At 53.4% G+C, this 21,866-nt stretch carries 19 protein-coding genes and 6 pseudogenes; 17 read left to right on the plus strand and 8 right to left on the minus strand.

What is annotated here, in order from left to right; genetic code table 11:
• From ACLHV9_RS27355 to ACLHV9_RS27375, 5 genes and pseudogenes are all read left to right on the plus strand, one after another.
• A pseudogene (locus tag ACLHV9_RS27355) lies at positions 1-633 on the plus strand (replication protein); the annotation flags it as partial.
• A gap of 533 nt (positions 634-1,166) precedes the next feature.
• Positions 1,167-1,445, plus strand: coding sequence for a hypothetical protein (locus ACLHV9_RS27360; RefSeq protein ID WP_013213990.1), 279 nt, complete (start codon positions 1,167-1,169; stop codon positions 1,443-1,445).
• A 110-nt stretch (positions 1,446-1,555) separates the two neighbouring features.
• Positions 1,556-1,981, plus strand: coding sequence for an antirestriction protein (locus ACLHV9_RS27365; RefSeq protein ID WP_013213989.1), 426 nt, complete (start codon positions 1,556-1,558; stop codon positions 1,979-1,981).
• A gap of 127 nt (positions 1,982-2,108) precedes the next feature.
• The gene (locus ACLHV9_RS27370; protein WP_013213988.1) at positions 2,109-2,264 is read left to right on the plus strand and encodes a hypothetical protein; all 156 of its coding nucleotides are present in this window, start codon (positions 2,109-2,111) and stop codon (positions 2,262-2,264) included.
• 463 nt (positions 2,265-2,727) lie between these two features.
• A pseudogene (locus ACLHV9_RS27375) lies at positions 2,728-3,591 on the plus strand (IS1182-like element ISKpn6 family transposase); the annotation flags it as partial.
• 249 nt (positions 3,592-3,840) lie between these two features.
• Here the strand turns inward: ACLHV9_RS27375 and ACLHV9_RS27380 are convergent.
• The 4 genes and pseudogenes from ACLHV9_RS27380 to ACLHV9_RS27395 all read right to left on the minus strand — a co-directional run bounded on the left by ACLHV9_RS27380 (position 3,841) and on the right by ACLHV9_RS27395 (position 7,320).
• On the minus strand, positions 3,841-4,722 hold the full coding sequence (locus tag ACLHV9_RS27380) for a carbapenem-hydrolyzing class A beta-lactamase KPC-2 (RefSeq protein ID WP_004199234.1): 882 nt from the start codon (positions 4,720-4,722) through the stop codon (positions 3,841-3,843).
• 211 nt (positions 4,723-4,933) lie between these two features.
• Positions 4,934-5,583 (minus strand): annotated as a pseudogene (bla, locus tag ACLHV9_RS27385) (class A beta-lactamase).
• 75 nt (positions 5,584-5,658) lie between these two features.
• On the minus strand, positions 5,659-6,639 hold the full coding sequence (locus ACLHV9_RS27390; protein WP_013213985.1) for an IS481-like element ISKpn27 family transposase: 981 nt from the start codon (positions 6,637-6,639) through the stop codon (positions 5,659-5,661).
• 122 nt (positions 6,640-6,761) lie between these two features.
• Positions 6,762-7,320 (minus strand): annotated as a pseudogene (locus ACLHV9_RS27395) (recombinase family protein).
• Positions 7,321-7,482: 162 nt separating this feature from the next.
• On the opposite strand from ACLHV9_RS27395, the pseudogene ACLHV9_RS27400 reads away from it, so the two are divergent.
• Together ACLHV9_RS27400 and ACLHV9_RS27405 are read left to right on the plus strand one after the other, a co-directional pair.
• Positions 7,483-7,839, plus strand: a pseudogene (locus ACLHV9_RS27400) (DUF4158 domain-containing protein); the annotation flags it as partial.
• A 57-nt stretch (positions 7,840-7,896) separates the two neighbouring features.
• Positions 7,897-8,661 (plus strand): IS6-like element IS6100 family transposase, encoded by a 765-nt coding sequence (locus ACLHV9_RS27405; protein ID WP_001389365.1) that lies wholly within the window; start codon positions 7,897-7,899, stop codon positions 8,659-8,661.
• Positions 8,662-9,153: 492 nt separating this feature from the next.
• On the opposite strand, the gene mphR(A) is transcribed toward ACLHV9_RS27405, so the two are convergent.
• The 4 genes from mphR(A) to ACLHV9_RS27425 form a co-directional block, all read right to left on the minus strand.
• Complete coding sequence (mphR(A), locus tag ACLHV9_RS27410) at positions 9,154-9,738, minus strand: macrolide-binding transcriptional repressor MphR(A) (protein WP_001137892.1); 585 nt, start codon at positions 9,736-9,738, stop codon at positions 9,154-9,156.
• Positions 9,738-10,976: a macrolide resistance MFS transporter Mrx(A) gene (gene mrx(A), locus ACLHV9_RS27415; protein WP_000004159.1), complete on the minus strand. Its 1,239-nt coding sequence runs from the start codon at positions 10,974-10,976 to the stop codon at positions 9,738-9,740. The genes mphR(A) and mrx(A) overlap by 1 nt, the downstream gene beginning before the upstream one ends.
• Positions 10,973-11,878, minus strand: a complete 906-nt coding sequence (locus ACLHV9_RS27420; RefSeq protein WP_000219391.1) for an Mph(A) family macrolide 2'-phosphotransferase — start codon at positions 11,876-11,878, stop codon at positions 10,973-10,975. Before ACLHV9_RS27420 ends, mrx(A) begins: the two co-directional genes overlap by 4 nt.
• Before the next feature lie 121 nt (positions 11,879-11,999).
• Positions 12,000-12,704, minus strand: coding sequence for an IS6-like element IS26 family transposase (locus ACLHV9_RS27425; RefSeq protein WP_001067855.1), 705 nt, complete (start codon positions 12,702-12,704; stop codon positions 12,000-12,002).
• 17 nt (positions 12,705-12,721) lie between these two features.
• Between ACLHV9_RS27425 and ACLHV9_RS27430 the strand changes: the two are divergent.
• The 10 genes and pseudogenes from ACLHV9_RS27430 to ACLHV9_RS27475 form a co-directional block, all read left to right on the plus strand.
• Positions 12,722-15,009 (plus strand): annotated as a pseudogene (locus ACLHV9_RS27430) (Tn3-like element Tn3 family transposase); the annotation flags it as partial.
• A gap of 173 nt (positions 15,010-15,182) precedes the next feature.
• Positions 15,183-15,365: a hypothetical protein gene (locus tag ACLHV9_RS27435; protein WP_227537755.1), complete on the plus strand. Its 183-nt coding sequence runs from the start codon at positions 15,183-15,185 to the stop codon at positions 15,363-15,365.
• Positions 15,366-15,445: 80 nt separating this feature from the next.
• Complete coding sequence (locus tag ACLHV9_RS27440) at positions 15,446-16,231, plus strand: toxic anion resistance protein (protein WP_109885670.1); 786 nt, start codon at positions 15,446-15,448, stop codon at positions 16,229-16,231.
• Positions 16,228-17,340 (plus strand): toxic anion resistance protein, encoded by a 1,113-nt coding sequence (locus tag ACLHV9_RS27445; protein ID WP_003019716.1) that lies wholly within the window; start codon positions 16,228-16,230, stop codon positions 17,338-17,340. The genes ACLHV9_RS27440 and ACLHV9_RS27445 overlap by 4 nt, the downstream gene beginning before the upstream one ends.
• Before the next feature lies 1 nt (position 17,341).
• Entirely contained in the window at positions 17,342-18,232 is an 891-nt protein-coding gene (locus ACLHV9_RS27450; RefSeq protein WP_094334525.1) for a klaC, read from the plus strand.
• Between the two features lie 148 nt (positions 18,233-18,380).
• The gene (locus ACLHV9_RS27455) at positions 18,381-18,734 is read left to right on the plus strand and encodes a TrfB-related DNA-binding protein (RefSeq protein ID WP_004196253.1); all 354 of its coding nucleotides are present in this window, start codon (positions 18,381-18,383) and stop codon (positions 18,732-18,734) included.
• A gap of 8 nt (positions 18,735-18,742) precedes the next feature.
• Positions 18,743-19,501, plus strand: a complete 759-nt coding sequence (locus ACLHV9_RS27460) for a ParA family protein (protein WP_024189760.1) — start codon at positions 18,743-18,745, stop codon at positions 19,499-19,501.
• Entirely contained in the window at positions 19,501-20,514 is a 1,014-nt protein-coding gene (locus ACLHV9_RS27465) for a transcriptional repressor gene korB (RefSeq protein ID WP_000162907.1), read from the plus strand. The genes ACLHV9_RS27460 and ACLHV9_RS27465 overlap by 1 nt, the downstream gene beginning before the upstream one ends.
• A 125-nt stretch (positions 20,515-20,639) precedes the next feature.
• A complete protein-coding gene (locus ACLHV9_RS27470; RefSeq protein ID WP_003019726.1) occupies positions 20,640-20,837 on the plus strand; it encodes an antitoxin VbhA family protein in 198 nt (65 codons plus the stop codon).
• Positions 20,834-21,847 (plus strand): KfrB domain-containing protein, encoded by a 1,014-nt coding sequence (locus ACLHV9_RS27475; RefSeq protein ID WP_003019728.1) that lies wholly within the window; start codon positions 20,834-20,836, stop codon positions 21,845-21,847. Before ACLHV9_RS27470 ends, ACLHV9_RS27475 begins: the two co-directional genes overlap by 4 nt.
• Positions 21,848-21,866 lie beyond the last annotated feature (19 nt).

A 21,866-nucleotide genomic window follows, 5' to 3' on the forward strand; every position in this document is an offset into this window, starting at 1 on the left:
ATTCTGCGGTTCCCCCTGGAAGACCTACGCAAGTTGGGCCAGCTCAGAGGTGGAATCAACGAAGGCGAGCGAATGAGGCATCTTTTCTGGCGTCTTAACTTTCTCCTTCTCTCCGGGGCAACAAACAGCGCCCAGATGTACCATGAGGCCGCCGCTCTTTCCTCCGAGCTGGATACTCGTTGGTCTTACCGCTCCAAAGAGCTTATGACGCTCTACAGCAAGGCGAAATCCTATGAGGCTGGGGAACGTGTCGAGTTCGGCGGAAAGTCGTTTGCACCGCTATACACGCCCAAAAACGACACGCTGATCAACCTATTCCAGATCTCACAGCAAGAACAAGAGCAACTGAAGACGATTATCAGCACTGACGAGGCTCAGAAGCGCCGCAGAGAGCGCGATAGACTGCGTGATGAAGAACGTCGCCGCGCCGCTGGCCAGCTTGAGCGTGAAGCCTATGAAGCCAACTCATTGAGCAGGCAAAAGCCCTGGGAAGCTATGGGCATGAGCCGGGCTAAATGGTATCGCCTGGGCAAGCCTTCACCTCAACAAAACAGTGAGACAAGTCCCTCCCCTATTACTAATGGCGAAGCCTCAGCGGTTGCCCTTCAGGCGGCCAGGTGTAAAGCCGTTTAGATGGCTATTTCAAAGTGAGTGAGATTTCGTAACGGATGGCAGCCCTAGAGGCTGCTTTCTTTTGAGGGGTTAGCAGGCGTATAGCCATGCTGGATCTCAGTCTATCACTACCTGCTTAATATTCCACCTTTAGATCCGGCAGCAGTTCGACCAGGTGGCCAACTTACCAGGCACCGGCAGCAGCTCGACCGGGTGGCCAAGTTCAGATCTGGACGCCAGAAGGAAATCAACCAGGTGGCCAACTTACCAGGCACCGGCAGCAGCTCGACCAGGTGGCCAAGTTCAGATCTGGACGCCAGAAGGAAATCAACCAGGTGGCCAACTCACCAGGCATCGGCAGCAGCTCGACCAGGTGGCCCATTTCGTACGTACGAAATCAGGCGACGCTATGCGAAATCTTGGCGGCAATCCCCCGCGACTACGTGATTTTTTTAACGTAGAGCGCGCTTTTTCTTGCCATAGTAGGCCATTTTGGCCTATAATCTTAATTAAGAAGACCGGGCACCCGCCACGGTCAATACCGGAGAACTCCGATGATCCACACAGCTAACCGCACCTTTCACCAACTCTATCGAGAATGGATACGCGAACGCCGCGAGCATATGCACAACGTTTTGACCTGGGAGCGTGATCGTTACGGTGCTCGCCTCGTCGGTCTGTTTTATCGTTACTGCAAGGTGGCCAACCCCTTTCCCCGTTGCACTCTGAATACTCGGATCAACTACCGCGCCCATGCGGTGAATCTGCCAGATTGGCCAGCCCGCAGCCTGGAGCTGAATAAAATGTGGCTCAGTTGGAGAGAAAAAAAGTAGGCCGATTTGGCCTATTTTTTATTGTACCCGCTTGACACAATAGGCCAAAATGGCCTATTATATATCTCAGAAGGCCGGGCACCCGCCACGGTCAATACCGGAGAACTCCGATGATGCAAACAGAACTTAATCCCCTGATCTGCTCCCTGGTCGCCACCCCTCGCCGTATGGCTGCAATGCCCCGCTATGTAGGCCGTTTCTATGTGGTTTTCGAGTCGATGCTTTACCAGCAAATGAAAGGGCTCTGCCGCGAGTATCGCGGGGCTTATTGGCTTATGTGGGAGCTGTCGAACGGCGGCTTTTATATGGCTCCTGGGCGTCGTGATGAAATGCTGAACATCGAGGCCATGAACTACTTTAGTGGCCAAATGAGCGCCGATGCTGCCGGGATTACCGCTTGCCTCTACCTCTATAGCCATCTGTCATTTCACACAGAAGGCGCTGACCAGGAGCGGTTTTCAAGGCTGTATCACAGCTTGCGGGATTGGGCTTGTGAGCATGACGAAAAAGAGGCCATCTTGGCCGCAATAGACTAGCAACAGAAAGCCCCGGTGATGGCCGGGGCTCTTAAAGGAGGTGCATAGGTAGAAAAAGAAATGGTGCCCCTGGTATGGCTGCAACCAATCACAGGGGCTTTCACCGGTCAATTTGAGGATAAACGCGATGAATACGGATATTGTATCACTTGCAAAACACATTGGCGACGCTCTGACGGCCCGCCGCCCCGTTCATATGCCGCGCATGAAGATGCGGGAGCTTGGCTTGCTCTTGATTGAACTGAAGGCGTATCGGGAGGCCGCCGCGACCGTTACCCATTGATAAAAAAGCCCCGGCATTGACCGGGGCTATTTGAGGATTTATCGCATGATTAGACCTGAAACGCTTAGGCCGTTCGCTGAAGATTGGCAGGCTCCAACCGCCGATGAAATCAAAGAGGTGTTGGAGCTGATTAGGCAACGAAAAGGGCTTAGTAAGCCTCTCAGTGGCGTTGATGTCGCTGATCTCGTTGGTTTGCCTGGTGAGAGAGGCAGCGGAAAGGGAACCCGAACCTTCAGGCGTTGGGTGAGCAAAACCAACCCTAGCCCTATTGCTTATGGTGCCTGGTCTATCTTGGCCCACCTGGCAGGTTTCGGGGCTATATGGGACGCTGACCGGGATTGAAACCATGACCGAACATAAGGCCGAACGTGCTCCCTGGGGAGACTTCCCGGCAGTAGTGAGGAACGGCGATCTAAAGGATCTCTCTAAAGAACCTGAATACGAAGCCGCCAAACATGGCGACCACAAGGCGATGAGCTATAAGCGCATGAAGCCGGCCGAGGACGAATTGCATTGCGAGATCAAGGCGCTGCTTGATCGCGCCAAGGCTACCGACGACCAGGAGCGTAACGAGCCGGAGCTGGACATTCCTGCCGAGATTTCTCGCCGCGAGAAGCGCCTGGAGGCGATCCAGGCGGCAAAGGCGCGCCTGGAAGCGCGCCAGCGTGAAGCGGACCAGGCCCGGGGGCGCAGCGAAGACGATGGCCGCCGGCCTCGCCATCCGGATGGCTCGGACAAGGGCGGTGGCTCGTACAAACGCGAGTTTGGTGTGCCGGATGACCGTGATCAGGAAAGCTTCACCGATCCGGACAGCCGGATCATGAAACACGCCGGTGGTGGCTCCGAGCAGAGCTACAACGGGTACACAGCGGTCGATGCCGAGCACCAGATCATCGTGGCGGCGGAGTTGACCAACTGCGCCGCGGACAGTCAGGCGCTGCTGGGCATGCTGGCAGCAGTTCAGGCCAACACCGGAGAAATGCCGGCCCAGACGCTGGCGGATGCGGGATTCCGTAGTGAGGCTGTTCTGGCAAAGGTCGCCGATCACCACGGCGATGTCATCGTTGCCCTCGGCCGCGAGGGACGTGAAGATGCCAAGGTCAATGCCAAGACCCATCCGCATACGGCGGCGATTGCGGCGAAATTGAAAACGGAGCAAGGCGATGCAGCTTACCGCCGGCGCAAGTCGATCGTGGAGGCTCCGAATGGTTGGATCAAGGCGGTGATGGGATTGCGTCAGTTCAGCATGAGGGGCCTGGACAAGGTGCAAGCCGAGTGGAAGCTCGTCTGCATGGCGCTAAATCTGAGGCGAATGGCGTATCTGTGAGGGCGAAGGTTAAATGGGGCGGCTCAAATGCACCCCAGTCGTCATAACACGCCGCGCGCCGCAAGATTGGTATCCTTGGCGCCGACGCCTTGCCAATTGCAGAGAGCGCCGCCGCCATCGTCAGTGCTCTACAGAAAACCGGTCACACGGCTCTGCCGCGCAGACTCCTAGCCTAAATGTGACAGTGGTTGGTAATCCATGCCGCCCGCAAGGGCGGCGGTGGTGGGCCAATAGATGATTTTCAGAGCCTTACTGCCCGTTGACGCCCAATCCCTCGAGCGCGAGTCTAGCCGCAGCGGCGATGACGGCCTCGCTGTGCTTGTCATCCTTGTTAGGCGCCCGGGTGTAGACGGCCAACACAATAGGTGCGCGCCCAGTGGGCCAGACGACGGCATAGTCATTTGCCGTGCCATACACTCCGCAGGTTCCGGTTTTGTCTCCGACTGCCCAGTCTGCCGGCACCGCCGCGCGGATGCGGTGGTTGCCGGTCGTGTTTCCCTTTAGCCAATCAACAAACTGCTGCCGCTGCGGCGCAGCCAGTGCAGAGCCCAGTGTCAGTTTTTGTAAGCTTTCCGTCACGGCGCGCGGCGATGAGGTATCGCGCGCATCGCCTGGGATGGCGGAGTTCAGCTCCAGCTCCCAGCGGTCCAGACGGAACGTGGTATCGCCGATAGAGCGCATGAAGGCCGTCAGCCCGGCCGGGCCGCCCAACTCCTTCAGCAACAAATTGGCGGCGGCGTTATCACTGTATTGCACGGCGGCCGCGGACAGCTCCGCCACCGTCATGCCTGTTGTCAGATATTTTTCCGAGATGGGTGACCACGGAACCAGCGCATTTTTGCCGTAACGGATGGGTGTGTCCAGCAAGCCGGCCTGCTGCTGGCTGCGAGCCAGCACAGCGGCAGCAAGAAAGCCCTTGAATGAGCTGCACAGTGGGAAGCGCTCCTCAGCGCGGTAACTTACAGTTGCGCCTGAGCCGGTATCCATCGCGTACACACCGATGGAGCCGCCAAAGTCCTGTTCGAGTTTAGCGAATGGTTCCGCGACGAGGTTGGTCAGCGCGGTGGCAGAAAAGCCAGCCAGCGGCCATGAGAGACAAGACAGCAGAACTAGACGGCGATACAGTGACATCAACGATATTCCTTGTTTGAAGGTGGAGCTAGGTGTAGCGGCCGGATGTAATCAGGCCGCTACAGCTGGGATTAGGGGGTCTGACGCTCAGTGGAACGAAAACTCACGTTAAGGGATTTTGGTCATGAGATTATCAAAACTAGATCCTTTTAAATTAAAAATGAAGTTTTAAATCAATCTAAAGTATATATGAGTAAACTTGGTCTGACAGTTACCAATGCTTAATCAGTGAGGCACCTATCTCAGCGATCTGTCTATTTCGTTCATCCATAGTTGCCTGACTCCCCGTCGTGTAGATAACTACGATACGGGAGGGCTTACCATCTGGCCCCAGTGCTGCAATGATACCGCGAGACCCACGCTCACCGGCTCCAGATTTATCAGCAATAAACCAGCCAGCCGGAAGGGCCGAGCGCAGAAGTGGTCCTGTAACTTTATCCGCCTCCATCCAGTCTATTAATTGTTGCCGGGAAGCTAGAGTAAGTAGTTCGCCAGTTAATAGTTTGCGCAACGTTGTTGCCATTGCTGCAGGCATCGTGGTGTCACGCTCGTCGTTTGGTATGGCTTCATTCAGCTCCGGTTCCCAACGATCAAGGCGAGTTACATGATCCCCCATGTTGTGCAAAAAGCGGTTAGCTCCTTCGGTCCTCCGATCGTTGTCAGAAGTAAGTTGGCCGCAGTGTTATCACTCATGGTTATGGCAGCACTGCATAATTCTCTTACTGTCATGCCATCCGTAAGATGCTTTTCTGTGACTGGTGAGTACTCAACCAAGTCATTTTTCAATATTATTGAAGCATTTATCAGGGTTATTGTCTCATGAGCGGATACATATTTGAATGTATTTAGAAAAATAAACAAATAGGGGTTCCGCGCACATTTCCCCCGAAAAGTGCCACCTGACGTCTAAGAAACCATTATTATCATGACATTAACCTATATGTCAAGACCCGGCTGGTTATACACGCGTTTCCTGAACAATTCAGGGCGTTTTTCATGCCATTCCTTGAGCGCCTGAACGGGTGTTTTGTGTTGGAGCGCGCGTTGCGGAATGCTGTGGTTGTAGATCTTGACGTAATTGCGCAGCGTCGATTCCAGTTCGGCAGCTGAACCAAAACGGGTCTGGTTGACGATGTCGCTGATACGACCGTTGAAGCGCTCCACCATGCCGTTGGTCTGCGGATGACGAGGCGGGATGAGCCGGTGCTCGATGCCGAGCTGCTTGCACAGGCGGTCGAACACGTGTGTGCCGCTGGGTTCCTTCTTCTTGCCGCCAGCCGTGAAGCGGTCGGTGAACTGGCTGCCGTTGTCGGTCAGAAGCTTGACGATCTTGACGGGACAGGCTTGCTGGACTTTGTTGAGGAAGTCGCCACTGCTGCCATCGGTCTGGTCGGCATAGAGCTCGATGAAGACCCAGCGCGTAGCACGGTCGATGGCAACGAAGAGATAGCGCCTTGCCGTCTCGTCGGGCATCTGCGGCAGGTACTTGATGTCGATGTGCACAAAGCCCGGCTCGTAGTCCTTGAAGGTCTTTTTCGTGGCGGGCGCAGTGCCTTCCTGCTCGACCAGGTTACGTAGATCCGAGACACCGTGGCGGCGCAGGCAACGTCCCAGGCCGGCACGCGAGACGGCTGGATTGATGAACTCGCGCGTGACCGCCAGCAGGTCGTCCGTGGGCAGCAGCAACGTCTTGCGCAGCTCCACCACGATGAGCTCCTGCTCGGGCGTGAGCGTCGTGTACATCTTGTTCGGCGCATGCGACTTGTCTTCAGGAGACTCGCGGTTTTGCCACTTTCGGATGGTTTGGCGGGTGACGTTGTACATCCTGGCCAGTTCGGCCTGCGGGAGCGTCGAGTTCCTGATTTCCTCACGGATCAGGTGGGTAGTACGGGCTTGGCTGTGCAGTGCCTGGGTCATCGAGTTGCCAGTGAAGAGTCGGATTGGAACAGTGTACGCAAAACGTGTCTGGCCTTGAAGAGCGGCCAGCTACGCATGGGTACATGATCCCACGAGTCCAGACACCTATAAAAATAGGCGTATCACGAGGCCCTTTCGTCTTCAAGAATTTTATAAACCGTGGAGCGGGCAATACTGAGCTGATGAGCAATTTCCGTTGCACCAGTGCCCTTCTGATGAAGCGTCAGCACGACGTTCCTGTCCACGGTACGCCTGCGGCCAAATTTGATTCCTTTCAGCTTTGCTTCCTGTCGGCCCTCATTCGTGCGCTCTAGGATCCTCCGGCGTTCAGCTTGTGCCACAGCCGACAGGATGGTGACCACCATTTGCCCCCATATCACCGTCGGTACTGATCCCGTCGTCAATAAACCGAACCGCGACACCCTGAGCATCAAACTCTTTTATCAGTTGGATCATGTCGGCGGTGTCGCGGCCAAGACGGTCGAGCTTCTTCACCAGAATGACATCACCTTCCTCCACCTTCATCCTCAGCAAATCCAGCCCTTCCCGATCTGTTGAACTGCCGGATGCCTTGTCGGTAAAGATGCGGTTAGCTTTTACCCCTGCATCTTTGAGCGCTCTGATCTGAATATCGAGGGACTGCTGGCTGGTTGAGACCCGCGCATAACCAAAAATTCGCATAAAATGTACCTTAAATCGAATATCAGACACGATGTGTCTATTATGCCAAAATGACGATTTAATGGACACTCAAACGAAGCCGTTTTACTATGTCTGATAATTTATAACATTTCGTACGGTTGGAAAAATGTTACTAAATGCCCGTCAGGCAGGGAGGCCGATATGCCCGTTGACTTTCTGACCACTGAGCAGACTGAAAGCTATGGCAGATTCACCGGTGAACCGGATGAGCTTCAGCTGGCACGATATTTTCACCTTGATGAAGCAGACAAGGAATTTATCGGAAAAAGCAGAGGTGATCACAACCGTCTGGGCATTGCCCTGCAAATTGGATGTGTCCGTTTTCTGGGCACCTTCCTCACCGATATGAATCATATTCCTTCCGGCGTCCGGCATTTTACCGCCAGACAGCTCGGGATTCGTGATATCACCGTTCTTGCAGAATACGGTCAGAGGGAAAATACCCGCCGTGAGCATGCAGCGCTGATACGTCAGCACTATCAGTATCGTGAATTGGCTCTGTTGCAAAAATCGTGAAGCTTGAGCATGCTTGGCGGAGATTGGACGGACGGAACGATGACGGATTTCAAGTGGCGCCATTTCCAGGGTGATGTGATCCTGTGGGCGGTGCGCTGGTATTGTCGCTATCCGATCAGCTATCGCGACCTTGAGGAAATGCTGGCGGAACGCGGCATTTCGGTCGACCATACGACGATCTATCGCTGGGTCCAGTGCTACGCCCCGGAGATGGAGAAGCGGCTGCGCTGGTTCTGGCGGCGTGGCTTTGATCCGAGCTGGCGCCTGGATGAAACCTACGTCAAGGTGCGGGGCAAGTGGACCTACCTGTACCGGGCAGTCGACAAGCGGGGCGACACGATCGATTTCTACCTGTCGCCGACCCGCAGCGCCAAGGCAGCGAAGCGGTTCCTGGGCAAGGCCCTGCGAGGCCTGAAGCACTGGGAAAAGCCTGCCACGCTCAATACCGACAAAGCGCCGAGCTATGGTGCAGCGATCACCGAATTGAAGCGCGAAGGAAAGCTGGACCGGGAGACGGCCCACCGGCAGGTGAAGTATCTCAATAACGTGATCGAGGCCGATCACGGAAAGCTCAAGATACTGATCAAGCCGGTGCGCGGTTTCAAATCGATCCCCACGGCCTATGCCACGATCAAGGGATTCGAAGTCATGCGAGCCCTGCGCAAAGGACAGGCTCGCCCCTGGTGCCTGCAGCCCGGCATCAGGGGCGAGGTGCGCCTTGTGGAGAGAGCTTTTGGCATTGGGCCCTCGGCGCTGACGGAGGCCATGGGCATGCTCAACCACCATTTCGCAGCAGCCGCCTGATCGGCGCAGAGCGACAGCCTACCTCTGACTGCCGCCAATCTTTGCAACAGAGCCCGCCGTGCTAGTCTGCTCGGTGATGGTGGAGTGAAGCCAACCCGCAATCGGGTTATGAATCTGCATCGCGATTCGCAATCAGCTGTCTCTTGAGCATGTCGAACTCCTGCGATGTTATCTCGCCGTGCTCGTGCTGCTACACCAACTTGTCCAACTCATCCGCCACACCGCTCCCCACCACCTGCGATGGCCAGGTTGTTTGCTGGGCGCATTGGCGGAGTATCGTCTCGACCCGGGACACCCACACCGGCACAACCTTACGGGAGTGATTCACTGTCAAAGAATCGGCCCGGTGCTCTGACGCAAGTATCGGGATGGTCACCATTTGTAAGCCGTAGACCTGAGTGGTGATCAAGACTTCGATACCACCGACCGTACCGGTACTAATCGACGACGGTCGTGTTCGTCGCCTGCCGCAGGGACTCTGCACACCTCCGTTTACGCATGTGCCTGGAGGAGTTGGAAATCGTCGTGTTCGGGAAACATTAAACACAGGATGGCAGCGATCTGAGCCAGCACATGATCAGCTAGCTCACCATCCGGATCGACGGCCCACTGCATCGTCGCGCCAGCGATGACCGAGTGCAGGAGCAACTCAGCTGCCGCAGGAGCACCTGGGGGCAGTCGCTTGCGGATCCCCTCCACCACCGCGCGGTTCCGCTGGATCGCAAGCGTGCGTAGCTCCGGCACCTGGAGCTCGTACCAGGAGATGAGATAGTTCACCGAGAAGTCGTTGCGAGTGTTCATGCTCCGAACGAGCACCTGCAAAAATTCCCAGAGCCCTTGCGGCCCTGCGCCTATCGGTATCGCATTCAGGTAATGCCGCACCTGCTCGACGCCGCGCTCCATCATCCTCACCAGCAGCGTATCGCGGTTGGTGAAGCGCTGGATTAACGCTGCGCGGGAGAGCCCCACCTCCTTTGCTACTCCGCTGAGCGTGAACTCTATGGGACCGCAACGCTTCAGCACTACGGTGGCGGCCTCGAGTACCTCGTCATCGGACTTGAGCTTGGGGCGGGGCATCAGTGTTCACCTTCTGTATGGGTTGGGGCGGAGGCTGTGGCTGCCGCCGCCATTGTAGCAAATTGAAGACGGAGCGAGAGTAGAGCCACGAGCCCCGCAAACACGGCCGATACAACGAGGCCAGGGAGCGGACCAGCAAGGTCGACAAACGCGCCGGCCGCAAGCATAACCATGGGCGAGGCTGACAGCATCACCGCCGAGACCGTGCCGAGTACCCGGCCGAGAAGTTCTGGCGGCGTGCGGTTGTAGATGGCAGCGTTGAGAATGGGAGAGACTGAGCCGGTCAGCAGTCCCACGAGCGCGCCCAACAACATCAGCACCGGCACGCCTGGCAACTGTGAAAGCAGAAGCGAGCCCACCGCAGAGCCACAAAATGCCACCGCCAGCCAGTTCTGCGCTGATATCCGGGCGCCGACCGACGCATGAATGGCAATGCCAAGGAGACCACCAGCCCCCATCATTGAGGAGAACAGCCCGAGCTCTGCTACTTGGCGTCCTGCATCTACAAACAGCGCAGGCATGATGACGCTGCCGTTGGCGCCAACGATGCCCACGAAGATCATCACTATACCAAAGAGAGGGCGCAGCAGGGGTTCGCTCCAGAGAAAAGCGACGCCGGCGCGCATGGAGAGAGTCGCCGTCGTGGTCATCGTCCGAGCGGCACGCGCGGGAAGCACCCACGCGCCGAGCAGACCTGCAAGGACGGAGCAGAACGCCGTCAGCCCGAGCGTTGGCGCAGCGCCAAGCAGGCCGATTGCGGCCCCCCCAAGGGCCGGGCCACCTAGAATCGCGACGTTCCCGATCACCGCTTTCAGTGACGAGACGCGCTCAACGGAGAGCCCGGCGACGTGGCCGAGTTTGGGCAGCTCACTGTCCTGCGCGGCCATACCGGGTGCGTCGAACGCGGCACCGAGCACCACGCAAGCGATCAGCCCAGTGTTCGAGAGGGCGCCAACGGCATCGAGCAGTGGGATGCTCGCCATGGCCACGCCGCCCACCACACCCGAGATCAATGCGACGGGCGCGCGCCCGAACCGATCGACGAGGCCACCACCAACCCACGCGCCGATGATGGTCGCGATGACGCTGCTAGCGGCCGTGGCGCCCGCCCAGGCCGCGCTCTTTGTATGAGACAGGACGAACCATGGAAGCGCGAGGGCCGCCACCGCGTTGCCGATCCGGAAGAGAAAGGTCGCCGCGAACAGCGTCGCGAGCGGGCTATATCGACGTTCGCTCATTCCGCTGCGGCGAGCTGCGCCTTCGCCGCAGCGAGGTACTCTTCGTTACCCGAGTCGAGGGCGAAGAGTGCGTAGGTGACCGCCCCGAACGCAAGGCGCTCCGCGATGTGGTGGGCGAGCCGCGGCCACACCCGGCCACCGGCCGCTTCATACGTGAGGAGGAGCTTCGCGAGCCCCTCTTCACCAAAGACCATAAGGTGCGCGGCCATGTCGATGGCAGGGTCATCAACGCGGGCCTCGCTCCAGTCGATCATCCCGCTGACGCGCTCCGTGTTGTCGATGAGCACATGGCCCACGTAGAGATCGCCATGCACCACCACGGAGAAATCTGGCCACGACGAATCGTCGTCGAGCCAGCGCTGCCACCGGTGGAGGCGCTTGTCGTTCACCACGAACTCGCGTCGGACGCGGTCAACGTCGTCGGCCACCTTCTGACGGGCCTGCGTCGGTGTACGGATGAGCATCCCCGCATCCACGGCGGCGGAAATGGGGACGGCATGCAGGGCGGCGAGCGCGGTCGCGAAGCTCTCCGCGAAGACCTCCGAGTCCTGCGGCACGACCCAGTCGGGCGTGGACGAACCAGGCTGGATGACCATCGCAGTCGAGTCTTCGAGCATGGGATAGGCAACGAGCTCGGCGTTGGCCACGCGCCAGTCCGGCACCGCGAACGGCAGGCGATTCTTGAGCATTGCCAGCACCCGCGCCTCTGGTTCGACCTTCGCGCTTACCTCGGCTCGGCGCGGGATGCGCAGCACCCACCGACGTCCATCGTCGACGGTGGCGATCACGATCCTATAGTCGAGCCCAAGCTCATTGACAGTCAGCGGGCCATGGAGCTTGAGCCCATGTCGGGCTGCAAGTGCGTACAGTTGGGAGGTATCGGCGGTCGTGACTACGGTCATGATTCACTCCTGAGGGCTTGACGGGTTTAGCCACCTAAATGTAACAGTCACGTCGGTTATATTCAATCCGGCACTGTTGCAAAGTTAGCGATGAGGCAGCCTTTTGTCTTATTCAAAGGCCTTACATTTCAAAAACTCTGCTTACCAGGCGCATTTCGCCCAGGGGATCACCATAATAAAATGCTGAGGCCTGGCCTTTGCGTAGTGCACGCATCACCTCAATACCTTTGATGGTGGCGTAAGCCGTCTTCATGGATTTAAATCCCAGCGTGGCGCCGATTATCCGTTTCAGTTTGCCATGATCGCATTCAATCACGTTGTTCCGGTACTTAATCTGTCGGTGTTCAACGTCAGACGGGCACCGGCCTTCGCGTTTGAGCAGAGCAAGCGCGCGACCATAGGCGGGCGCTTTATCCGTGTTGATGAATCGCGGGATCTGCCACTTCTTCACGTTGTTGAGGATTTTACCCAGAAACCGGTATGCAGCTTTGCTGTTACGACGGGAGGAGAGATAAAAATCGACAGTGCGGCCCCGGCTGTCGACGGCCCGGTACAGATACGCCCAGCGGCCATTGACCTTCACGTAGGTTTCATCCATGTGCCACGGGCAAAGATCGGAAGGGTTACGCCAGTACCAGCGCAGCCGTTTTTCCATTTCAGGCGCATAACGCTGAACCCAGCGGTAAATCGTGGAGTGATCGACATTCACTCCGCGTTCAGCCAGCATCTCCTGCAGCTCACGGTAACTGATGCCGTATTTGCAGTACCAGCGTACGGCCCACAGAATGATGTCACGCTGAAAATGCCGGCCTTTGAATGGGTTCATGTGCAGCTCCATCAGCAAAAGGGATGATAAGTTTATCACCACCGACTATTTGCAACAGTGCCGAAAACCTGAGTACACTCCCGGCTGTGCGCCTGAAAAATCTCGCACGTTATGCTGGTATGACTTCGGTGTTCAATATTGCCAGGATGTCACCGCAGAAAAGGATGGCGGTTCTGGTTGCCTTTGTCCTTGCATGGAAACGCTGGCGCTGGATGATGCATTGGACGTTCTGGACGCCATGCTGGCCGTTATCATCCGTGACGCCAGAAAGATTGGGCAGAAAAAACGGCTCCGCTCGCTGAAGGATCTGGATAAATCTGCATTGGCGCTCGCCAGCGCATGTTCGTACCTGCTGAAAGAAGAAACACCGGACGAATCGATTCGTGCTGAGGTGTTCAGCTACATCCCAAGGCAAAAGCTGGCTGAAATCATCACGCTTGTCCGTGAAATTGCCCGGCCCTCAGACGATAATTTTCATGAAGAAATGGTGGAGCAGTACGGGCGCGTTCGTCGTTTCCTGCCCCATCTGCTGAATACCGTTAAATTTTCATCCGCACCTGCCGGGGTTACCACTCTGAATGCCTGTGACTACCTCAGCCGGGAGTTCAGCTCACGGCGGCAGTTTTTTGACGACGCACCAACGGAAATTATCAGTCGGTCATGGAAACGGCTGGTGATTAACAAGGAAAAACATATCACCCGCAGGGGATACACGCTCTGCTTTCTCAGTAAACTGCAGGATAGTCTGAGGCGGAGGGATGTCTACGTTACCGGCAGTAACCGGTGGGGAGATCCTCGTGCAAGATTACTACAGGGTGCTGACTGGCAGGCAAACCGGATTAAGGTTTATCGTTCTTTGGGGCACCCGACAGACCCGCAGGAAGCAATAAAATCTCTGGGTCATCAGCTTGATAGTCGTTACAGACAGGTTGCTGCACGTCTTTGCGAAAATGAGGCTGTCGAACTCGATGTTTCTGGCCCGAAGCCCCGGTTGACAATTTCTCCCCTCGCCAGTCTTGATGAGCCGGACAGTCTGAAACGACTGAGCAAAATGATCAGTGATCTACTCCCTCCGGTGGATTTAACGGAGTTGCTGCTCGAAATTAACGCCCATACCGGATTTGCTGATGAGTTTTTCCATGCTAGTGAAGCCAGTGCCAGAGTTGATGATCTGCCCGTCAGCATCAGCGCCGTGCTGATGGCTGAAGCCTGCAATATCGGTCTGGAACCACTGATCAGATCAAATGTTCCTGCACTGACCCGACACCGGCTGAACTGGACAAAAGCGAACTATCTGCGGGCTGAAACTATCACCAGCGCTAATGCCAGACTGGTTGATTTTCAGGCAACGCTGCCACTGGCACAGATATGGGGTGGAGGAGAAGTGGCATCTGCAGATGGAATGCGCTTTGTTACGCCAGTCAGAACAATCAATGCCGGACCGAACCGCAAATACTTTGGTAATAACAGAGGGATCACCTGGTACAACTTTGTGTCCGATCAGTATTCCGGCTTTCATGGCATCGTTATACCGGGGACGCTGAGGGACTCTATCTTTGTGCTGGAAGGTCTTCTGGAACAGGAGACCGGGCTGAATCCAACCGAAATTATGACCGATACAGCAGGTGCCAGCGAACTTGTCTTTGGCCTTTTCTGGCTGCTGGGATACCAGTTTTCTCCACGCCTGGCTGATGCCGGTGCTTCGGTTTTCTGGCGAATGGACCATGATGCCGACTATGGCGTGCTGAATGATATTGCCAGAGGGCAATCAGATCCCCGAAAAATAGTCCTTCAGTGGGACGAAATGATCCGGACCGCTGGCTCCCTGAAGCTGGGCAAAGTACAGGCTTCAGTGCTGGTCCGTTCATTGCTGAAAAGTGAACGTCCTTCCGGACTGACTCAGGCAATCATTGAAGTGGGGCGCATCAACAAAACGCTGTATCTGCTTAATTATATTGATGATGAAGATTACCGCCGGCGCATTCTGACCCAGCTTAATCGGGGAGAAAGTCGCCATGCCGTTGCCAGAGCCATCTGTCACGGTCAAAAAGGTGAGATAAGAAAACGATATACCGACGGTCAGGAAGATCAACTGGGCGCACTGGGGCTGGTCACTAACGCCGTCGTGTTATGGAACACTATTTATATGCAGGCAGCCCTGGATCATCTCCGGGCGCAGGGTGAAACACTGAATGATGAAGATATCGCACGCCTCTCCCCGCTTTGCCACGGACATATCAATATGCTCGGCCATTATTCCTTCACGCTGGCAGAACTGGTGACCAAAGGACATCTGAGACCATTAAAAGAGGCGTCAGAGGCAGAAAACGTTGCTTAACGTGAGTTTTCGTTCCACTGAGCGTCAGACCCCATCCACTGACTGGCGCAGTATTCTCATTGATTGGATGTGTCATGTTGTATGGCGCTGTAGGAGCTGCAGGTTATCTCCAGGGAAAATGGCATAACGATGAAGTTGATATGTCAGATCTTCATAAAATTCGTGCTTTTTCCCCATTTGTGAAACAGCTGATCACTAACGGCATGGCAAAGAATAACGGTCTGCTGACTTATACCCTGCTTGAAAGCCTGCTCTGTGAAATCGAGTTCGCGCTGAAAGAAGATGACCTGCGTTTCAATATAAATAAGCAACTTAATGTGTAGCTGCGATTTTAGCGGCTAAAAAGATTGTACAAATCATTTTGTTTAGCTAAACTAAATCAAAATGTAAGACAGAGGCTATTATGACAGGTGCAGGAAATATCGAGGTTCCAACCAAGGAACGGCTGAAAGAGGTCATTTTACCGACCTTATTCAGCGATGCAAATGCGATAAGCAGATATGGCGAATCGGAAATTTCTTCTAATGCTATGGACCGCTACTCGTCGCTTATGGAAAAGTCAGCTGTCTCCGCATTGTCCGGCTCAATAAGCCAAATAGTTAATGCGCTGGCTGAGGCCGATCCCCGGAGCATTGCAAGGAAACCATCATGGTTTTCCCGTTTCTCAGGTACGCATCTTGAAAAAAAGGTTCGTTATCAAAAAGCTCGCATGAATGTTGAGGCTTTAATTGGTGAAGGGAAAAGTTTCATGGAGCACGTATACGAAATGCTTCATGCGCTGGAAGATCTCATGGTGATTCATCATCAGGAAATTGAAAGGCTCAAAGTGTTCATTGACGCCGGAAGGGAATATTTACGCGAAATACCAGAAGAACCGAAAGCCGACGACCTGAATATTGTCTTCGATAAGCCGCGTGAACGATTTGCCAGGAAAATCGCAAACCTTGCTACGTTGCTTGCTTCGCATGAAATGAGCGTCATGCAAATGAAAATTACCCGCGCTCAGTGCATTGATATTCTGGATCGTTTCAACGAAACCGTGAATGTTTTGGTTCCTGTCTGGCGACAACATACCCTGTCGCTAATCACGACAACAAACATGGACCCGGATATGGTCAGCAAAGCGACTCAGGCACACCAGGCGCTTATGAAAAGTCTGCATAAGAGTTTAGAGGGGATCGATAAATGAATACTCAAACTGCCACCAATACTGCAATTACGCCGTATGTCATTAATGCAACCGAACTGGAAAAGTTTGGTTTACGCCAGGAAGATGAATCTGAGATTCAGGCCGTTGCAGAGCGTATTGATGCCAGCAACCCGGACACGGTGTATCAGTTTGGCCGTGATGTTGCCGAAAATACTGCAGCTTATGCAGATAGCCTGTTGGAACAGATCAGAAATAAAGATCTGGATGACGCTGGCTCTAAGCTGACGGAAGTCGTCAACCTGGCCCGCAGCGTGAATGTTTCAAACCTGACGGAAAGCCGTTCTAACCTGCCGGTCATCGGTCCGATTATCAATAAAATCCGCACACGGGGTAAGAATTTCGCTGCACAGTTTGATTCTACCCGCGAGCAGATAGATGCGCTGGTATCTGAGGTGTCTATTACGCAGCGTAGCCTGGCTGCTAATAACGGTGCATTGCAGCAGATGTTTGAAGAGGTGGTAAAAGAACATCACCTTCTTGGCGTCCACATTGCCGCAGGCAAGGTCCGTCTTTCGCAGCTGCAGCTGCAGGCTGAGAAGCTAAGAGCGAGTGTCGGAAATAACCCTGCCTCTTTCCAGGAAGTAGCCGATCTCGATACGCTGATTTCTAATCTGGATAAGCGAATCGGAGATTTGATCGTGTCTCAGCAGTCGGCCATGCAGGTTCTGCCGATGATTCGTATCATCCAGGCGAATAATCAGAACCTTGTTGATAAATTTCATAGCGTTAAAGAAACAACGGTCCCGAACTTTAAGAGACAATTCCTGTTGGCTATTTCCCTGAATGGTCAGCGTAATGCTGTTAACCTGGCGAATGATATTGATAACGCCAATAACGAACTCCTTCGCAGTAACGCAAAACTGCTGCACCGGAATGCGGTTGAAACGATGCGCGCTAATCAGCGGCTTGTAATCGACGTCAGTACGCTTAAAGAGGTACAGGATACGCTGATCCAGACTGTCGGTGACGTTATTAAGATTCAACGTGAGGGGGCGACAAAACTCCGTGAGACTGAAAAGCAGGTGTTAACCATGCGTGAAAATCTCAGGGCCAGACTGACTCAGAAAGGGATCACTCAGGAGGTTTAAGATGGTTAAGACTGACAGTATCGGGCAGGAGGTATCTGCCCTTGATAAACGTACTCGCACTATCAGCAGAAGCGGTATTGTTTTACTTATCTCAGGGCTGGCAACACTGGTCGTTGCGGGAGTAGGCTATGCCATTTCGCGTTTGTTAAGTCCGGGTATTAATGATTTTATGATAGATGTACCGGGGCTATTGTTACCTTCTGCCGGTCATGGAGAAGCAAGTGATGTGTTCTCATCTGCAATGCCATTCACATCAGCGTTCTCAGGCTACCTTTCATCGCCACTGTTCACCGCTATCCCGGTGGTGATTGTTCTTGTGTACGTTGCTTTTAAGGTGTTTGACGGGGAAGGTGTAACGTCCGTTCTTCCTCTATTGGGAATCCTTCCCGTCATCTTCGGAGCCAAGATGATGTTGAGTACGTTAACTGAAACGCCAGAAGATGATTCCTCTTCGCCGACAGAAGTAGTCAGGCAGCTTATCAAGGATGATAAGCCAGCAGAGCTTGTTACCTATCTTGAAAAAATCAGCGGCCAGACTCCAGAAACTGCCAAGTTACTTGATTACGTCAAAGCGCAGGCCAGTATCCGGGAGAACAAACCCGATATCGATCTGGTCAGGAAGGTTGTAGCCGACTATCAACGTAATCCAGCTGAGCCTGTCCCTGCTGATGTCAGATACGGGCTTGAAATGACTGCTTTTAAGGAAACAATCACGCCACCGGCTACCCGTTATGCGCAGGGAAAACTGAAAAAGGCACGTTTCTTTACCTCTGTTTCATCTGCAGGATTTTCGATTAGTGGGATTCTTGTTCTCCTCGGAGGCATGTTATTCCTGTGGGGGGCGCAGATGAAAAAACGAGTAGCTTTCATCAAAGATGTTGCACTGAAATAACCCGGCTTTCCGGGTTTTTTCGTTATATCCATTAAAAAATGGATTTTAGCGGCTAAAATGATTGACCTGCAAACGCAGTTTAGCTAAACTGTGTTTGCGGTGTCATTGAGGCGTCCAGTCAAAGACGTTGAATTTGGAAGTAAATTTTATGACGACTGTTAATAGTAATGACCCGCACGTTGCCAAAACTGGCGATGAAAAAAGTGAAAAAAAACGCCTGACTAATGAGGTATTTGCAAGAGTTACCCGAAGCCTGAATGTTGGTAAGCAAACGCTTGATATCGCTTACGGCGTACTGGTTGAAGGGAGACCGCAGAAATATTTTGTTGAAACGCTGGATATTTCTCGCGGGGCTGTTTCTCAGGCAGTTAACAGAGTGTGGGATGCCTATAAACAAGAAGTACCTGACGGCTTTGTGCGTATTGAAGTAGTGTTACCGGAGCGGCAGGCTTTCATTGTTAAAAAGTGGGCTGACGAGGCAAAACGTAAACAGGAAGAATAGCGATGGCTATGAAAGTATTGGTTACAGCAAATCAAAAAGGTGGTGTTGGCAAGACTTCCACCCTGGTTCATCTGGCATTTGATTTTTCAGAACGAGGCAAGCGGGTTGCTGTAATCGATATGGATACCCAGGGCAACGCCTCTTTTACCCTGAAACAGTTCTCGTCCGGCATTAAAGCGAATGAAATGTGGGGCGAGATCGAGCCAACTCGCTTTACCCAAATGCCTGAGAGCGGAATTTCTCTCATTGAGTCAGATATTCAACTGGCAAACGTAGAAAAATTAAATCTGCCGGAAATGGTGAAGCAGTTCCGCCATAACCTGCAGCAGCTGGCCGACAGTGGCTTTGACGTCTGCCTGATTGATACTGCGCCTACGGTTAACAATGCGCTTATCGTTGCGCTGGCGAGCGCTGATTTTGTGGTATGCCCTATTGAGCTTGAGGTGTACTCAATTCAGGGTATTAAAAAAATGCTGACCACCTTCACCCAGGTGAAACGCAAAATGAACAGCAAGCTGGAATTTATTGGTATGGTTCCAAGTAAGGTAGATGGCCGCAATCCTCGCCATGTAAACCACCTGCAGGAGCTGCAGACGGCCTACCCTACGTTAATGGTTCCTGTGTCTGTCGGGTTGCGAAGCAGCATTGCTGATGCACTGGCTTCACATGTCCCTGTCTGGAAAATCAAGAAGACAGCAGCACGTAAAGCCAGCCAGGAAATGAGAGCACTGGCCGATCATGTTTTTACTAAGATGGAGATTGCATAATGACTAAAAAAAATTCTTCCGGCCTTGGCCTTGATACCGTTGGTGATCTCTCCGACTTTCTTGATGCGTCTGCAGGTGCTGAGGGTAAACCACTGATGCTGGACGTTGATGCGATTGATCCCGATCCTGAACAACCGCGTAAGCAGGACAACCCAGGGTTCTCAGAGGAATCCATTAAGGAGCTGGCTGATACCATTAAAGCGCGTGGTGTGAAAATGCCTGTCTCCGTTCGCGAGAACCCGGAGCAAGCGGGGCGCTATATCATTAACCATGGAGAACGTCGCTGGCGAGCCAGTAAAGTGGCCGGGAAGAAACAAATTCCCGCTTTTATCGATAATGACTATAGCGACGATGATCAGGTCATTGAGAACATCCAGCGTAATGACCTGACGGCGCGTGAAATTGCCGTACACATTGGCCGCAAACTGGCTGAGGGGGTATCAAAATCTCAGATTGCTAAAAGGCTTGGCAAGTCGCCAGCGTTCGTAACCCAACACGCCGCGTTGCTGGATCTGCCGGATTGTATAGCAGATGCTTTTAATAAAGGCTCAATCCGTGATGTTACCGTAGTTAATGAGCTGGTAACGGCTTACAAGCAAGACCCGGAAGAAGTTCAAAAACTTCTTGAAGAGAACGAGGGTGAAGACATTACCCGTAGTGCGGTGAAAGTTTTCCGTGAGTTCCTGGACGAAAAAGAATCCAGCAAGCGTGATCCAGACACCATTGACGCCTTCAATGGCCGTACCGATTCGGAAGCTGCCGAAGATGATACGGACGGCCACGATGATAACGATGTGACCGATAAGGTCCGTAAGACGCCAGAAAAGGAAACCGATCCTGATAAATTCAAAAAGGCTATTGTTATCGTTGAGTACCTGGGGGAGCAGGGCCGCCTTATCCTGACCAAGCGCCCAAGTGAAGAAGGGCTTGCCTGGATTAAGTTTGATTCAACTGGTGTAGAAGAAGAGCTAAATCTCGAAAACGTGAAAATAATTTGCCTTATTGAAGGATAAAAGGTATCAATTTCCGCTCAGAATCCCGCAGTCGCGGGATTTTTTTTTAAGTAATTTGCAGTATTGCATGATTTTAGCGGCTAAAATATTATAATATAGCTAAACAAAATTTAACCGGAGGGGCCATGTCAAACAGTTCAGTCAGGGCAAGAGGATTTGAAAAAGCTGAGGCCAGTCTGAGGCTGGAAGGTATGGACCCTAGCGGAACCCCCCTTTATGAAGGTATCAAACAACGCATCATTGCCGGTGAAATTACTTACGAGCAGGGTAGAGCGGAGATATTCGAATATCATGCTCAACGTGCAAAACAACACCAGGCATGAGCGACAAAAAAGACCCGTATCTGTATCCGGGTACTGATACCCTTATCAACAACGCTGGGATCAGGGATAAAAAACAGCTTGAAGAGTTTGAGCGCGACACAGTAGCGCTTAACTTATCGCAGCTGGAAGAAAGCCCTATCATTGGTCCTTTCGACAAGCAGCGCCTAAAAGAAACTCACAAACGCATTTTTAACGGCATTTATCCGTGGGCCGGTGAATTCCGGGAAAATACCGGGATGATGGTCAAAGAGCGTTTGGGTAATCAGGTGATGTACGCTGATTCAGCCTACATTGAACCTGAGCTGAGTAAACTTTTTCTCTCCATGGAGAAAGAGCAATTCTTTCATGGAATGGACCCCGAAAAATTTTCAGAGCGTCTAGGGCATTATTACGGCGAGTTGGATGCTTTGCATCCATTCAGGGAAGGAAACAGCCGGACGCTGAGACAGTTCACGTCAGACCTGGCATTAAATGCCGGTATGAACCTGGACTGGTCTATGGTGGCAGCAGATGATGATGCAAGGAGAAAACTGTATCTTGCGCGTGACGTGGCCGTTATCAACGCAGATTCATCCATGCTTGCTGACATTATAAAAATAGCAGTCAGCCCTATCCCGACACAGACGGTTGACGATAACACCAGGAGTAACACCGACATGAGCAAACAGCGTGTTCTTGTCATGAACGGCCAGCGCGTGCTGCAAAGCGAAGAAGCAGGCAAATGGAAAAATGACAACGTTGATAAAGCGGGCAGCATAAAGCCAGGCATTTACCCGCTTTATCTGTCCAAGGGGCCGGATAAAGCCAGCTCTTATAATGGGCCGATTTTACACGCAGATAAACAATCAGTATATCAGCAGGTAGGTAAGCAGATTTTCAAGCATGATCGCCAAAATTTCGATAAACTGCCAGAAGTAGGTACGGAAAAGAGTATTTCGTATGACCAGACTTCCGGTAAAGCTCAGGTAGCAGCAGCCACAGAGAAGCAGGGCCGGAAGTTCTCCAGATAGCGAATAGCGTAGGAGTCCC

It is taken from the genome of Enterobacter sp. CPE_E890, assembly GCF_046521475.1.
In the GTDB taxonomy this organism is placed as follows: Bacteria; Pseudomonadota; Gammaproteobacteria; order Enterobacterales; family Enterobacteriaceae; genus Enterobacter; species Enterobacter adelaidei.

What these genes read in the sequence shown, in the direction of transcription:
- ACLHV9_RS27360 (WP_013213990.1), top strand. Translation starts at nt 1,167, where the DNA reads ATGATCCACACAGCTAACCGCACCTTTCACCAACTCTATCGAGAATGG.
- ACLHV9_RS27365 (WP_013213989.1), top strand. Translation starts at nt 1,556, where the DNA reads ATGATGCAAACAGAACTTAATCCCCTGATCTGCTCCCTGGTCGCCACC.
- ACLHV9_RS27370 (WP_013213988.1), top strand. Translation starts at nt 2,109, where the DNA reads ATGAATACGGATATTGTATCACTTGCAAAACACATTGGCGACGCTCTG.
- ACLHV9_RS27380 (WP_004199234.1), bottom strand. Translation starts at nt 4,722, where the DNA reads ATGTCACTGTATCGCCGTCTAGTTCTGCTGTCTTGTCTCTCATGGCCG.
- ACLHV9_RS27390 (WP_013213985.1), bottom strand. Translation starts at nt 6,639, where the DNA reads ATGACCCAGGCACTGCACAGCCAAGCCCGTACTACCCACCTGATCCGT.
- ACLHV9_RS27405 (WP_001389365.1), top strand. Translation starts at nt 7,897, where the DNA reads ATGACGGATTTCAAGTGGCGCCATTTCCAGGGTGATGTGATCCTGTGG.
- ACLHV9_RS27420 (WP_000219391.1), bottom strand. Translation starts at nt 11,878, where the DNA reads ATGACCGTAGTCACGACCGCCGATACCTCCCAACTGTACGCACTTGCA.
- ACLHV9_RS27425 (WP_001067855.1), bottom strand. Translation starts at nt 12,704, where the DNA reads ATGAACCCATTCAAAGGCCGGCATTTTCAGCGTGACATCATTCTGTGG.
- ACLHV9_RS27435 (WP_227537755.1), top strand. Translation starts at nt 15,183, where the DNA reads ATGTCAGATCTTCATAAAATTCGTGCTTTTTCCCCATTTGTGAAACAG.
- ACLHV9_RS27440 (WP_109885670.1), top strand. Translation starts at nt 15,446, where the DNA reads ATGACAGGTGCAGGAAATATCGAGGTTCCAACCAAGGAACGGCTGAAA.
- ACLHV9_RS27445 (WP_003019716.1), top strand. Translation starts at nt 16,228, where the DNA reads ATGAATACTCAAACTGCCACCAATACTGCAATTACGCCGTATGTCATT.
- ACLHV9_RS27450 (WP_094334525.1), top strand. Translation starts at nt 17,342, where the DNA reads ATGGTTAAGACTGACAGTATCGGGCAGGAGGTATCTGCCCTTGATAAA.
- ACLHV9_RS27455 (WP_004196253.1), top strand. Translation starts at nt 18,381, where the DNA reads ATGACGACTGTTAATAGTAATGACCCGCACGTTGCCAAAACTGGCGAT.
- ACLHV9_RS27460 (WP_024189760.1), top strand. Translation starts at nt 18,743, where the DNA reads ATGAAAGTATTGGTTACAGCAAATCAAAAAGGTGGTGTTGGCAAGACT.
- ACLHV9_RS27465 (WP_000162907.1), top strand. Translation starts at nt 19,501, where the DNA reads ATGACTAAAAAAAATTCTTCCGGCCTTGGCCTTGATACCGTTGGTGAT.
- ACLHV9_RS27470 (WP_003019726.1), top strand. Translation starts at nt 20,640, where the DNA reads ATGTCAAACAGTTCAGTCAGGGCAAGAGGATTTGAAAAAGCTGAGGCC.
- ACLHV9_RS27475 (WP_003019728.1), top strand. Translation starts at nt 20,834, where the DNA reads ATGAGCGACAAAAAAGACCCGTATCTGTATCCGGGTACTGATACCCTT.